We start from the raw sequence: 12,741 nt of genomic DNA on the forward strand, positions 1-12,741 counted from the left end.
CGCACGTTCGAGGGACACCACACGATGAAGCAGCACGAGAGCGTCAGGGCCGGCGGCACGGGATCCCGCCCTGCCGCCGCCCGCAGGGGTACCGCCGGTGCGCTGGCGGCGGCGGTGGTCCTGGTCCTGGTGACGTCGTGCACGGGGGCGGACGACGGGGGGCCGGACGGATCTCGCACCGGTGTCCCGCGAGACGTGGCCGTCAGCCCTGCCGACAGTCCGTCCGCGACCGGCCCCGCGGGTCTTGCCGCGAAGGCGCTGAAGGACGGCAGTGTCCCGCGTACCAAGATCACCGTGCCGTCCGACGCGGAAGCCCCGAAGGCCGGCGACGTCACGAGCGACGACCGATGTGGCCCGCTGGCCCGTGCGGCGGCCGGAGCGGCCCTCGGCTCCCCGGAGGACACCGTCGTCCGCCGGATCACCGGCAATGGCCTGGTGACAACCGTGACGCTGGCGTCCTACGGGAACGAGCGGAAGGCCGTCGACTCCCTCACCGGACTCTCCGCAGCCGCGGACGACTGCACCGGGGGCTTCACCTTTCGGGCTGTCGGCAAGGAGCACCAGGTGACGTCGGCGGTGCGGGAGTTGGCCCCTCAGGGGGCGGACCAGGCCATGGGAATCGGCCTGACCGAGCGCGCCGGCACCGGCAAGAAGGCCCGCAAGGTGGTCGTCATGCGCCGGGGCGCCACGGTCGCCGTATTCACCACGACTGCCACCGGCAAGGCCACCCCACCCGGTGGCCTGGCGGTGCCTCCTGAGGTCGTCGGTCGCCAGGTCGTCGCCCTCTCCTGAGAAGCCTCGGGCGCGGTCGGCTCGGAAGTCGCGATTGAGGTTCGCGGATCGATCACCAGCTGCTGCCGCGCAAGCCTCCTCGATCCCGACGGGGCTCAACTTTAGACCGGTTCCAATGTAGGATGGTTTCCTGACGCTGCCAGGAGGCCATCTCATGTACGAACCGATCCGCGCCAAGTCGGTCCACACGAGGGCCGACGCCGACTTTCCCCACCGCAGCCGGGAGGAAGAGCTGGACATCCAGCTGGCCGGCCACCTCGCGGCGCTGCTCGCCGTGACCGACGAGCTGGGGCTGGACGAGGCGGGTGGGAGCATCGCGCGGCAGATAGAGCGGCTGCGGGGTGCGGCGCCCGTACGGCCGGCCCCCGCCGCGACCCGTACGGCGGACGACGCGGGCGTCGACCCGACCCCGGATCTCGCGGACGCCGACCGCGCCGAGCTGCACGCCCGCGCGCTCGCCCTCGCGGGGCGTGCGCTGGTGGTCGCGGCCTCGCGCGCCGATACCGCCGCCGCGATCCTGTCCGCCGAGCGGATGGACGCGCATACCGCCGCCCTCGCCGAGGCACCGCCCGCCCCCGGCACCCCCCGCCGGCTCGTCGGCGCCCACTGACGGCCCCGGTCCACGGGCCGCGGAGGCGCGCGGACCGGGTGCCACGCATCACGCATCACGCCTCGCATCGGCAGCCTCGTTAACTAAAGTTGTCGAGACGGGTGGCGGTAACTATAGTTGTCGCATGGCTTCGACAGAGATCACCCCTGAAGAGTCCGCCGAACTGGCGAGAGCCCTCACCGATGCCCTCAACCCGCTCGCGGCCGCCATTCGCTCGCGCGAGTCGGGGGTTCCCGAAGCGCGCATGTGGGAGGCGGATCCGGTTGAGGTGACCCTGTCCGTCCTCGCCGCCTGGAAGGTGGTGGATACGGAGGTCAAGCGACTGACCGCGATCGCGGCGGGAACGGCCGGCTCCTACGGCGCGAGTTACGAGCAGATGGGTGCGGTCTGGGGCATCACCCGGCAGGGCGCGCGCAAAAAATGGCCCGACGCGGTCCCCCGCCTCACGGCCACGGCGGCACAGGCGGGCTCGGTGCTCGCACTCTTCGGCGGCACCGCCGAACTGGTGCGCGACTCGCGGTCCGGCGGCTGGGCCTGGACGGCCGAAGGCGCGGACCAGACACGCGGCGCCGCCGAGGACCACACCTGGTACGCGACGAAAGAGGAGGCCGCCGCCCATGCCGGAGCCTTCTTGCGGGAGCATGCCGCCGATCCGTCGTAGCACCACAGCCGTAGCACCACAGTGAGGCGGACACGGAAACAGGTGACATCACCCCGAAGGCCGCGTTCCGGTTCCTTACCGGGATGGGTACTTCACCCCCCGTACATCCAACTCCGCCCGGAACGTGGGTTTCCGCGAGCACGCTCGTCCTGTGAAACGCATCCTGGGAATCGTCCTGGCGGTGCTGCTGATCGGCGGCGTGGCAGCAGCCGTCGTGGCAGGCCGAGAGAGCCAAGGAACCAGCACGGCAACGAAGACCGTGCGTGGAGTGATCGGGTCGGAGAAGGCGGAGTTCTTCGCCGATCCCAAGGTGGTGAAAGCGCTGGCTGCCCGGGGCTTCACCGTGAGGACGGAGACCTCCGGCTCCTGGGCCATGGAGGAACTGCCCCTGGACGGGTACGACTTCGCCTTCCCCTCGTCGAAGGCCCCGGCCGACGGGCTGGTGAAGAAGTACGCGGTGCAGGGCGGACCCCTGCGTCCCTTCTACTCGCCGCTCGTGGTCGTCGCCCACCGCTCGGCCGCTCGCGTCCTCGCCGACAACGGCCTCGCCACCCTGAACAAGGGCACCTCCCGCGGCACCCTGCGGATGAAGCCGTACCTCGCGGCGGCCGGTGACGGGCGGACCTGGCAGCAGCTCAAGGGGGCAGGAGCACATGCCGAGTTGAGCGGCACGGTGTTCATCACCACCACCGATCCGGAGAGTTCCAGCTCCGGCGCGCTCTACCTCGCCGCCGCCTCCTACGTCGCCGACGGCGGACGCGTGGCCACCGACAAGGCCGCCGTCACCCGGACGGCCCCGCTGCTCAAGAAGCTGATCTCGGTGCAGGGCGCCCAACAGACCAGTTCCGACGCACCGTTCAGGGACTTCATCAGCGGCGTCGGCAATCCGCTGGTGCTGGTGTACGAGTCCCAGGTGGCCTCGCTGCTGCTCCAGAAGCAGGACCCCGGCGATCTGGTGGTCCTCTACCCGGACACCACCGTCAGCAGCGACCACACCCTCGTCCCGCTCACCGAGAACGGCCGGGCGCTGGGCGAATTGCTCTCCACCGACCAGGCGTTGCGCACGCTCGCGGTACGGCACGGCTTCCGCCCGCAGGGCGACGCGGCCGGCTTCACCGCGGCGACCGCGGGCAGCGCCGCCTATCTGAACCAGACACTTTCCGGGGTCCGCCAGGCGCCCGTGCCCACCACCGAGGTGCTGCACGACATGGCCCTGCGCGCCCGGTCCTAGCTTCACGTCCCAGGGGGAGACACACCATGAGCAACGAACTGATCCTCACCCCGCCCGAGCCGGTCGCCCCGGTGCGCACCGAGCAGGCCGCGGGGCTCGTACCGGTGGACGACTCCGTACACGACGAGATGACGCGGCGCGCCGCCGAGTACGTCGGGTCGCTGTCCGGGCTCGACGCCCGCTCGCCCGAATTCACCGCGCGGGTCGGGGAGATCGCGAATCTCGGTTCCGGTGAGATCCGGGGCGCCGCCCAGCAGTCCAACCGGATGCTGGACCGTACGGTACGGACCCTCGCGTCGGGCGGCGAGGACGCGCAGTCGCGCGTCTCGTCGTCCCTGGTCGAACTACGCCGTACGGTCGAGGACTTGGACCCGCGCGACACACCGGGCAAGGGCGCGCGGCGCTTCCTCTCCAAGCTGCCCGGTGGCAACAAACTGCGGGACCACGCCGCCAAGTACGCCTCCTCGCAGTCCACCCTCAACAAGATCGTCGGCTCGCTCCGGGGCGGCCAGGACGAACTGCGGCGCGACAACGCCGCGTTGCACACCGAGCGCACCCGCCTGTGGGACACCATGGGCAAGCTCCAGGAGTACGCGGTCCTCACCGGCGCCCTCGACGCGGCGGTGAGCGAGCGCATCGCCGAGGCCGAACTCGTGGACCCCGCAAAGGCGGACGCGCTGCGGGCCGACGTCCTCTTCCCCGTCCGGCAGAAGCACCAGGACCTGCTGACCCAACTCGCCGTCTGTGCCCAGGGATACCTGGCGATGGACCTGGTGCGGCGCAACAACGACGAGCTGATCAAGGGCGTCGACCGGGCGGCCACCACCACCGTCTCCGCCCTGCGGATCGCGGTGATGCTGGCCTCGGCGCTGGAGAACCAGCGCAAGGTGACCGAGCAGGTGACCGTCCTGCGGGCGACCACGGAGGACCTGATCCGGGGCAACGCGGAGATGCTCGCCACCCAGAGCGGCGAGATCCAGCGCCTCGCGGCGGAGCCCGCGGTGGGCGCGGAGACGCTGCGCGCGGCGTTCCAGCAGATCTACACCACGCTCGACGCGATCGACACGTACAAGATCCAGGCGACGGAGTCGATGGCGGCGACGGTGGAGTCACTGACGACGGAGTTGCAGAACGCGAGCGCGCACCTGGAGCGGACCCGTTCGGCGGGCGTCCTGGAAGGCGGCTCGCGATGAGACGACTCACGGTGGGACAAAGGCTGTTGAGACGACGGCTCCTCCGCGCCACAGCCACGATCGCCGCGCTCCTGGCGACGCTCACCGCCTGCTCCTCCGACCCCACCCCCGCCCGCCCGAGCACCACGAACCAGCCGGGCGGCACAAACGGAAGCGCCGCGGACACCACGTACCAGAAGGGCACGCTCCGCGTGCTCGCCTCCAGCGAACTGTCCGACATGCAGGGCGTGTTGGATCTGGCGGAGAAGCAGACGGGCGTGAAGGTACGGCCCACCTGGACCGGCACCCTGGACGCGGCGGACCTCATCGCGTCCGGCGGCGCCGACGGGAAGTACGACGCGGTGTGGCTGTCGTCCAACGACTACCTGCGGCTGAGCCCGGGGGTCTCCCGGCGCCTCACCAACGAGACCCCGATCATGTCCTCGCCGGTCGCCCTGGGCGTCAAGGCGGCGACGGTGAAGCGGCTCGGCTGGCGTCCGGACCGGGTCACCTGGTCCCAGGTGTACGACGCGGTCGCGGCCGGCAGGCTCACGTACGGCATGACGGATCCCGTACGTTCCAACTCCGGCTTCTCCGGGCTGATTTCGGTCGCCTCCGGGCTCTCCGGCGCGCAGGCGGCGCTCACCGACGCCGATGTGCGCGCGGCGACGCCGAAGTTGGCGGAGTTCTTCGCGGGCCAGAAGCTCACGTCCGGTTCGTCGGGGTGGCTGGCCACCGCGTACACCCGCCACGACACCGTCGACGCGCTCGTCAACTACGAGTCGGTCCTGCTGTCCATGAACCGCGACAGCCACACCGGCCTCACCGTGATCCGCCCCAGGGACGGGGTGGTGACCGCCGACTATCCGTTCACCCTGCTGACGTCGGCGCCCCGCGAGGCCAAGGAGGCCGGGCAGGCCCTCACCACGTACCTGCGCGGCCCGGAAGCCCAACGGGCCCTGACGGACGAGACGTTCCGCCGCCCGGTCGTCCCCTCGGTGAAGCCCGCCGCCGGTCTGGCCACCGAGAAGCGGCGCGAACTCCCCTTCCCCGGCACACGATCGGTCGCGGACGGGCTGCTGAACGCGTACGAGAACAAGCTGCGCAGGCCCTCGCGCACGGTGTACGTCCTGGACACCTCCGGCTCGATGGAGGGCGGGCGCCTGGACCGCCTGAAGGCCGCGCTGACCACCCTGACGGGTACGGGCGACTCACCGACCGGTGACCGCTTCCGTGATCGGGAGGAGGTCACCTTCATGCCGTTCGGCGCGGAGGTGAAGGAGGTCACGACCCATACCGTCGCCCCGGGCGACCCGTCGGCGGCGCTGGACGCGATCCGCGCGGACGCCGCGTCCCTGACGGCGTCCGGCGAGACGGCGATCTACAGCAGCCTGGAAGAGGCGTACTCCCGCCTGGGGCAGGGCAGTTCGGACACCTTCACCTCGATCGTGCTGATGACGGACGGCGAGAACACCACGGGCACGAGCGCCGGGGACTTCGACGCCTTCTACGCCGGGCTCCCGGCCGAGCGGCGTACGACACCGGTCTTCCCCATCGTCTTCGGCGACTCGGACCGGGGGGAGCTGGCCCACATCGCGGAACTCACCGGCGGCCGGCTCTTCGACGCGACGCGGGGTTCCCTGGACGGAGCATTCGAGGAGATCCGTGGCTACCAGTAGAGCGCTCGCGTTCCTCGAATCCCGCAAGAACCTCACCGGCAGCGCGTCCGCGCTGGTCGGCCTGGTGGCCACCTTCACCGGAGTGGCGGGCACGTACTGGCCGTTGGTGGTGGCGGGCCTGTACGGCGCGGGCGCCCTGATAGCGCCACCGGAACGCCCACCGACACCGGCCTTCGACACGACCGAACAACTCACCACTCTCCGGGCCGACTTCACCGCCCTGACGACCTACCTCACGGAGGTGGACCTCCCCCCGGCGGCAGCCGGCCGCCTGACGGAACTGACCGAGGTCCTGGCCGCCCTCCTGGAACCCGGCTGGGTCGCGGACGCGCTGACCCAGGACCCGGAGGCGGTGCACACGCTGTCGCGGGCGATCCGCCAGGACATCCCGGAGTCGGTGGACACGTACGTACGCACCCGCTGGTGGACCCGCCTCCAACCCACCACGGACCCCCCGGAACGCCACCTGGAACGCCAACTGACCGTGCTGTACGACGAGTCCCGCACCCTGGCGACGGCGCTGCGCGAGGCGGAGTCCCGCCGCCAGGAGACCCACACGCGCTACTTGGAGGACCGCAACAAGTCCTCGTGACGCGCGGGTCGTTCACTCCTCGTCCAGCGGAACGCTCCCGCCCAACCCCAGCAACACCCGCTCCAGCAGCCGCCGATAGCCCGACTCCGGCGGATCCGCCGTGAGCGTGAAGACCAACCCCTTCCCCGTCATCGTCGTGACGACGGCCCACCCCGGCGCGAGGAGGTCCAGTAACTCCAGCCCGCGACCGTGGCTGTCCAACGCGCCGTGCGGGCGCCGCTTGGGCTCGGCCTGGCTCCGGTCGTGCACCTCGATCTGGACCGAACCCCGCACCGGGGAGTGGCAGATGAGGTCGAACCCGCCGCCGCCCGCGTGCAGCACGGCGTTGGTGGCCGTCTCGCTCACCAGCAGCTTGACCGTGTCGCGATCCACCCACGGGTACGGCGCGTAGACGCGCCCCGCGAGGGCCCGCGCCTCCCCGACCGCGAGGGCGGTACAGGGGTACCGCTCGACCGCGAGCACGTAACGACGCTGGTCCACCACTCGTACCTCCGGCAGTAGAGGTCATGACGGCCGTCGGGCACGCATGACAGAGGGATCCGCATCCCGGGCGTGTGGCACCGGTGCGCGCCACCCAGCATGAGTCGCGCGACTCGTCGCGCGCAAGTTGTACGCGGGAAGTCGCCCGGAAGAGTCATCCGCGCGAGCCCGCGCGCTACGCTGCTGCCATCGGACGTCATGCCACCCGGAGGGACACCGGTGCCCGTCAGCGTCAACACCAACGCGATCTTCGCCATGCGGAAGGTCGGCGGTGAGCTCGCACGACTGCGCGAGCACGCGCACCTCCGGCAGGACGACATCGCGGTGCGTCTGGAGTGCTCACGGCACAACATCAGCAAGATCGAGCGGGGCAAGGCGTTCCCGAACCCCGAGCAGCTCGAAGAGATGCTGGAGGCGTACGGAGCGAGCGTCGACGAACGCGCCGCGCTGAGGGCCGCGATCGACCAGGGCCGGTCGTTCGGCCGCGCGTGGTACGAACGCCCCGAGATCCAGGCCGTGTTCACGGCGGACTCGTACCGCTACCTCTACCTTGAGGACGCGGCCGAGAAGATCTTCTGCCACAGCGGCACGTATGTCCCGGGCCTTCTCCAGACCAGGGAGTACGTGGCCGCCCTGGTCGAGTTCGGGCAGCAACACGAGGCCACGGAGCACCGTGAGATCTTCATCGACGTACGGCACAGGCGTCAGGGCGTGCTCACCCGTGAACACCCTCCCGCCCTGGACGCGTTGTGCCTGGAGTCGGCCCTGAGGGCGGTGGTCGGCGGACAGGACGCCATGCGAGCCCAGCTGGACCACCTGCTGACCTCGGCCGGACGACAGCACGTCAACCTGCGTGTGATCCCGTTCGAGGCGGGCGCGGCCAGCGTCTCCAGCACTCCGTTCACCATCCTCGACTTCCCCGGCGTCGAACACCGCAGTGTGGTCTCGTCCGAAATGCAACGGGGGGACTCCGTCACCGATGAAGCGGCGACAGTCCGGCATTCGCGACGGAGGTACGCCGACCTGGCGGCCTTCGCCCTGAGCCCCGCACGCACCGTTCAGCTCATCGAAGAGATCAAGAAAGAACTGTCGTGACAGCCGAATCGAAGTCAGACCTGTACGAGCAGCCCCTCCACGGCGAGTGGGAGAAGTCCGCGTTCAGCAGCGGTTCGAGCGAGAATTGCGTGCTCGTCATGGCGATCGACGGCGGCGTCGCCCTCGGTGACTCCAAGGACCGCGGCCGCGACGGCGCACTCCGCTTCACGGACGAGGAAATGCTCGCCCACATACTCGCGGTCAAGGCGGGCCAGTACGACCACCTCATCCCGCGCGGGACCGAGCTCTAGGCCGACCGGCGTGAACACAGAAACCCGCGACCCAGCCGAGTTCGCCGCCCTCCGCGAAATACTCGGGTCCCGACCCGAGGCCGTGGCGCCGGCCGGTTGGGAGGCGGTGCGGTCCTTCGAGGCGGAGCACGGCATCGTACTCCCGGAGCCGTACCGCACGTTCGTGGCGGAGATCTGCGACGGACTGCGCGCGGGACCGCCCCACTACGGTCTGCTGCCCTTCGCGCACACGCCCCCGGACTGGGGCTCGTACCGCCCCGAGCGCCTGCTCGCCGAGCCCTTTCCGCTCACGGCGGCGTGGTCGTGGGAGGAGGACGAGGAGACGCTGTCGGACGAGGAGTTCAACGCCCGTACGGCCCCCGTGTTCGACCACGGCTCGCTGCTGCTGGGGACCGACGGCTGCGGCATGTATTGGCACTTGATCGTCACCGGCCCGCAGCGCGGCCACGTCTGGCTGATCGACGAGTACGGCGCGATGCCCTTCGGCACCCGGCCGGACACCTCGGTGATGCCGGGGACGCCCGGTTTCGCGGGGTGGGTGACCCGCTGGGCCGAGGGCCGCTCCTGGTTCGCGAGCACCTGACGCGGAGCGGGCCCCCGGCCGACGCGACCTGTCAGTCCTGACGGACGACATTCTTTCCGGCGCCGCCGGAGAGCGTGTCCTTGCCGGCGCCGCCGTACAGCTTGTCGTCGCCGGTGTTCCCGTACAACACGTCCGCACCGCTATTCCCGTACAGGATGTCGTTGCCCTTGCCGCCGTACAGCGAGTCGTTGCCGTTCCCCCCGTACAACGAGTCATTGCCGTCGTCGCCGGAGAGGGACTGCGCGCCCGCGGCACCGCGGATCACGTCGTTGCCTTTCCCGCCCTGCACGATGTTGTCGCCGCCCCTGGCGGAGAGCGTGTCGGAGCCGTCACCGCCCAGGATGGTCCCGTACTTGCCGACCGTGATGGTGTCGTTGCCGGCCTGTCCCGAGACGTGATTGCCGTCGATCCCGCTGTTGCCGGTCAGCTTGTCGTTTCCGGCGCCCAGGTCGATGCTGTTGAAGAGGAAGATCTGGCCGGTGGTGTTGTTGATGCTGACGGTGTCGTTGCCGTCACCGAGGCGCATTTCCATTGCGGCGTACGGGTCCTGGCTGTCCACACCGCTGACCGTGCAGACGACCTTGGTGCGGTCCGAACTGACGGGGTGGACGCAGCCGTTCCCCGCACTGATCGGGACGACGTCATCGATCACATAGGTGACCTCCGTACTGCCCTTGACCAGCGATTCCTTGACGGTGGGCCTGTTCGTCTGTCCGGCGGCGGCCGTATAGGTGAGCTGCCAGCCGTACGGGTTGACCTCGGCGGTGGCGGAGGGCGCCGCGGCGACGGCGGCGGGGGCCAGGGCGGCCGGAACGGCGAGTCCCGCGCCGAGAAACAGAGTCAGAGCCGAGGCGGCACGCAGGTATCGGCGACTGATGAGATACGAGTCCATATCGCGTTCTCCGTAAGGCAGTTGTGGTCTCTTGCTCTTGCACACCACACACTTGACTTCCGGCGCGAGTAATTGGTTGCCCTCAATGGCGACTCCCCAAGGGAACCAATGAGACAATCAACAAAGAACGGAGAATGAACAGCCTCACGCACCGGCCGCCAAATACCCTGGGAAAACCAGAGCATTTGGCGGCCGAGAGGCGCTAACGAACCTTCGTTCAGTTGACGTTGAGCGCGGTGTCGTCCACCACGAACGACGTCTGGAGCTTGGAGCCCTCCGTGCTGGTGAACTTCAGCGTCACCGACTGGCCGGCGTAGGCGCTGAGGTCGAGGGTGCGCTGGGTGTAGCCGGTCGCCGCGTTGACGTTGGAGTACGTCGCCGGGGTGCCGAGGACGGTGCCCGAGGAGTTCAGGACCTGCACCTTGAGCGTGTCGTACGCCGTGGTGCCGGTCTCGGCGGTGTCGATGTGGAGCCAGAAGCTCAGCGAGGCCGAGCAGTTGGCCGGGATCGTCACCGACTGGGAGAGCGTCTTCGTACCCGCCGTACCCGCGCCACCGAGCCACGCCTTGTACGAACCGGAGTGGGACGCCTTCGCGGTGCTGGAGGTGATCACGCCGGACGTGGCGCTCCACCCCGAAGTGCCCGACTCGAAGCCGGGGTTGGCGAGCAGCTGGCCCGACGTGGTGCAGGTGCCGCCGCCACCGCCACCGCCGCCACCACCGGTGCTGCCCGTACCGGACAGCCACGCCGTGGCGTTCAGGGCGAGCGCGGCGTTGGTGGCCGACGAGTCGTTCCAGCCGTCGTAGAGGGTGTCGCCCGAGGCGCCCGTACCGTCGTCGATCGGCGAGCTGTCACCCCAGATCGCCACCCGGCCGCTGCCGAAGGTACTGGTGACGAAGAAGGCTCCGGTGGTGCCGGTGGTGCTGGAGCCGGAGCGCCAGAGCAGGCCCTTGACGGCCGGGTTGTCGGCCGGCTTGAGGGTGAAGGTGGCGCCGTTGGCGATCAGGCTGCCGGTGACCTTGCCGAAGGAACCGTTCAGCACCGGGTTCGAACTGTCGCTGATCGCCTTCGGGTTGCCGGAGGCGATGTTGAGCTTGTCGACCGAGAAGCCGAACGGGTTGGTGTTGTCGACGCCGTTGCTGGTCATCAGGTCGTTGATGATCATCGGCGAGTCGTAGCCGTCGTTGTTGCGGTCACTGACGTCGTGGTCGGAGATCAGGAAGAGCCCGCCACCCGCCTGCACGAACTTCATGACCGCGGTCTTCTCGGCCGTGCTGAGCCGGATGTTGGGCTCGGGCAGGACGAAGGTGTCGAAGTTCTTGAGGTCGAGGGCGCCGGAGCCGCCGTAGGTGATGGTGTTGCCGGCCGGCAGTGTCTTGAGCGAGTAGTCGCCCGTTCTCTGGAGCGCGACACCCCACGCGGAGAGGCCACCGGTCCAGTCGGTCTCCTTGGTGGGGGTGGAGTCCTGGCCGAGCGGGTCGGGCTGGCTGGAGCCGATGACCCAGTCGGCGTTGCCGGCCTGCTCGGCCTTCGAGTTGTCGAACAGGACGCGGTGCGTGGCGGCAGCGGCGGCGGGAGCCGGGGCGGCGGCGGAGGCGGCCGGGGCGGCCGCCTGCGCGGAGTAGCCGGCGCCCGCGGTGACCAGACCGAGGGACGCCGTGGCGGCGATGAGCAAGCGGCGGGACTTCACGGATCCAAGCATCCGTCAACCTCCGTGTGGGGGTGGAGTGATGGGACAGAGGCGGTGCGAGGAACCACTCTGCGCGCGTAGACCCCGCCCCGGAAGACCTTTTTGCCAAAGCTCGATGAACGTTGTACGTCCCTCAGGCACCAGACCGTACGGAGAAGGCCGTACCGGACAATCCACCCCGCCCCTTGGCCTCGCTACGATCTCGGGGCGATCCCCACGACGCCGCCCAACGCTCAACTCACGCACCTAAGAAGGCCAATATCACCTTGCACGCGCTACTGAACTTGATTGGGTGATGTCGGTGCCGTTCGCCTGACAGTTGGGTGTCGGCACCGGTGGCCCTGGGGTGTGAGGTACGCGCAGCGCGGCGGACTGACCGACGCCGAAAGAACTACGCGCGAGCGGTTGCGGCTCCAGGCGTGGAGTGTTTCGAGAGCGGGCAGAAGAACGCGGAGGTTGCCGCTGCCCTGCGGATCAGTGTGCGGTCGGTTGAGCGGTGGCGTCGGGCCTGGCGTGAGGGCGGTGAGGCCGGGGTTCTGTCGAAGGGGTCGCCGGGAAGCCCTAGGTGTTCTGTCCCGGGAGGTTGTGGACGAGTGACGCAGGTCTCGGCTGAGGGATCTTGAATGGGTGAGGGCCTTCCGGGTTCGGTGTGGATTGCGACGTCTACACACGAACGACAGAAGGCCCTCATGCCTCACCGTAATGCACCCCTGACCGAGACCGGACGCCTTCGCCTGGCCCGTTGCGTGGTCGAGGACGGCTGGCCCCTGCGACGGGCGGCCGAACGCTTCCAGATCTCCCCGACGACCGCCCAGCGATGGGCGGCCCGCTACCGGACACTCGGCGACGCCGGCATGCGGGACCGGTCTTCCCGCCCGCACAACAGCCCGCGTCGGACCCCGACCCGGACCGAACGCTGGATCATCAAGGTCCGCGTCCTGCGCCGGTGGGGACCCGCCCGCATCGCCCACCTGCTCGGCCTCGTGCCCTCAACCGTGCACCGGGTGCTGACC

The 12,741-nt window shown here is 69.6% G+C and carries 15 protein-coding genes; 12 read left to right on the forward strand and 3 right to left on the reverse strand.

The annotated features are described in order from the left end of the window. The first annotated feature begins 24 nt into the window (after positions 1-24). From ACIODU_RS27095 to ACIODU_RS27125, 7 genes are all read left to right on the forward strand, one after another. Entirely contained in the window at positions 25-792 is a 768-nt protein-coding gene (locus tag ACIODU_RS27095) for a hypothetical protein (RefSeq protein ID WP_401770519.1), read from the forward strand. Between the two features lie 154 nt (positions 793-946). Further along, entirely contained in the window at positions 947-1,402 is a 456-nt protein-coding gene (locus tag ACIODU_RS27100) for a hypothetical protein (protein ID WP_401770521.1), read from the forward strand. A 124-nt stretch (positions 1,403-1,526) separates the two neighbouring features. Next, positions 1,527-2,063, forward strand: a complete 537-nt coding sequence (locus tag ACIODU_RS27105) for a hypothetical protein (RefSeq protein ID WP_401770524.1) — start codon at positions 1,527-1,529, stop codon at positions 2,061-2,063. A 124-nt stretch (positions 2,064-2,187) separates the two neighbouring features. Then, complete coding sequence (locus ACIODU_RS27110; RefSeq protein ID WP_401770527.1) at positions 2,188-3,294, forward strand: substrate-binding domain-containing protein; 1,107 nt, start codon at positions 2,188-2,190, stop codon at positions 3,292-3,294. A 26-nt stretch (positions 3,295-3,320) separates the two neighbouring features. Next, the gene (locus ACIODU_RS27115) at positions 3,321-4,487 is read left to right on the forward strand and encodes a toxic anion resistance protein (RefSeq protein ID WP_401770530.1); all 1,167 of its coding nucleotides are present in this window, start codon (positions 3,321-3,323) and stop codon (positions 4,485-4,487) included. Beyond that, complete coding sequence (locus ACIODU_RS27120; protein WP_401770532.1) at positions 4,484-6,145, forward strand: substrate-binding domain-containing protein; 1,662 nt, start codon at positions 4,484-4,486, stop codon at positions 6,143-6,145. Before ACIODU_RS27115 ends, ACIODU_RS27120 begins: the two co-directional genes overlap by 4 nt. Next, on the forward strand, positions 6,132-6,737 hold the full coding sequence (locus tag ACIODU_RS27125) for a hypothetical protein (protein ID WP_401770534.1): 606 nt from the start codon (positions 6,132-6,134) through the stop codon (positions 6,735-6,737). Before ACIODU_RS27120 ends, ACIODU_RS27125 begins: the two co-directional genes overlap by 14 nt. A 12-nt stretch (positions 6,738-6,749) precedes the next feature. On the opposite strand, the gene ACIODU_RS27130 is transcribed toward ACIODU_RS27125, so the two are convergent. Beyond that, positions 6,750-7,217 (reverse strand): ATP-binding protein, encoded by a 468-nt coding sequence (locus tag ACIODU_RS27130; protein WP_401770537.1) that lies wholly within the window; start codon positions 7,215-7,217, stop codon positions 6,750-6,752. A gap of 219 nt (positions 7,218-7,436) precedes the next feature. Here ACIODU_RS27130 and ACIODU_RS27135 point away from each other — a divergent pair, with 219 nt between their 5' ends. From ACIODU_RS27135 to ACIODU_RS27145, 3 genes are read left to right on the forward strand one after another with little or no spacing between them, the layout of a single operon-like run. After that, positions 7,437-8,312, forward strand: coding sequence for a helix-turn-helix domain-containing protein (locus ACIODU_RS27135; RefSeq protein WP_401770540.1), 876 nt, complete (start codon positions 7,437-7,439; stop codon positions 8,310-8,312). Further along, on the forward strand, positions 8,309-8,563 hold the full coding sequence (locus ACIODU_RS27140) for a DUF397 domain-containing protein (protein WP_401770542.1): 255 nt from the start codon (positions 8,309-8,311) through the stop codon (positions 8,561-8,563). Before ACIODU_RS27135 ends, ACIODU_RS27140 begins: the two co-directional genes overlap by 4 nt. Before the next feature lie 10 nt (positions 8,564-8,573). Further along, complete coding sequence (locus tag ACIODU_RS27145; RefSeq protein WP_401770545.1) at positions 8,574-9,146, forward strand: SMI1/KNR4 family protein; 573 nt, start codon at positions 8,574-8,576, stop codon at positions 9,144-9,146. A gap of 31 nt (positions 9,147-9,177) precedes the next feature. On the opposite strand, the gene ACIODU_RS27150 is transcribed toward ACIODU_RS27145, so the two are convergent. Together ACIODU_RS27150 and ACIODU_RS27155 are read right to left on the reverse strand one after the other, a co-directional pair. Further along, positions 9,178-10,038: a calcium-binding protein gene (locus ACIODU_RS27150; RefSeq protein WP_401770547.1), complete on the reverse strand. Its 861-nt coding sequence runs from the start codon at positions 10,036-10,038 to the stop codon at positions 9,178-9,180. A 217-nt stretch (positions 10,039-10,255) separates the two neighbouring features. After that, positions 10,256-11,740: a hydrolase gene (locus ACIODU_RS27155; protein WP_401770550.1), complete on the reverse strand. Its 1,485-nt coding sequence runs from the start codon at positions 11,738-11,740 to the stop codon at positions 10,256-10,258. A gap of 407 nt (positions 11,741-12,147) precedes the next feature. Between ACIODU_RS27155 and ACIODU_RS27160 the strand changes: the two genes are divergently transcribed. Further along, complete coding sequence (locus tag ACIODU_RS27160) at positions 12,148-12,351, forward strand: helix-turn-helix domain-containing protein (RefSeq protein WP_401770553.1); 204 nt, start codon at positions 12,148-12,150, stop codon at positions 12,349-12,351. A 66-nt stretch (positions 12,352-12,417) separates the two neighbouring features. Next, on the forward strand, positions 12,418-12,741 hold a 324-nt coding region (locus ACIODU_RS27165; RefSeq protein ID WP_401770556.1), incomplete at its 3' end, for a leucine zipper domain-containing protein.

The sequence above is a fragment of the Streptomyces sp. NPDC088261 genome, from assembly GCF_044740805.1.
Lineage (GTDB): Bacteria > Actinomycetota > Actinomycetes > Streptomycetales > Streptomycetaceae > Streptomyces.

What these genes read in the sequence shown, in the direction of transcription:
- ACIODU_RS27105 (WP_401770524.1), top strand. Translation starts at nt 1,527, where the DNA reads ATGGCTTCGACAGAGATCACCCCTGAAGAGTCCGCCGAACTGGCGAGA.
- ACIODU_RS27115 (WP_401770530.1), top strand. Translation starts at nt 3,321, where the DNA reads ATGAGCAACGAACTGATCCTCACCCCGCCCGAGCCGGTCGCCCCGGTG.
- ACIODU_RS27150 (WP_401770547.1), bottom strand. Translation starts at nt 10,038, where the DNA reads ATGGACTCGTATCTCATCAGTCGCCGATACCTGCGTGCCGCCTCGGCT.
- ACIODU_RS27100 (WP_401770521.1), top strand. Translation starts at nt 947, where the DNA reads ATGTACGAACCGATCCGCGCCAAGTCGGTCCACACGAGGGCCGACGCC.
- ACIODU_RS27095 (WP_401770519.1), top strand. Translation starts at nt 25, where the DNA reads ATGAAGCAGCACGAGAGCGTCAGGGCCGGCGGCACGGGATCCCGCCCT.
- ACIODU_RS27120 (WP_401770532.1), top strand. Translation starts at nt 4,484, where the DNA reads ATGAGACGACTCACGGTGGGACAAAGGCTGTTGAGACGACGGCTCCTC.
- ACIODU_RS27155 (WP_401770550.1), bottom strand. Translation starts at nt 11,740, where the DNA reads ATGCTTGGATCCGTGAAGTCCCGCCGCTTGCTCATCGCCGCCACGGCG.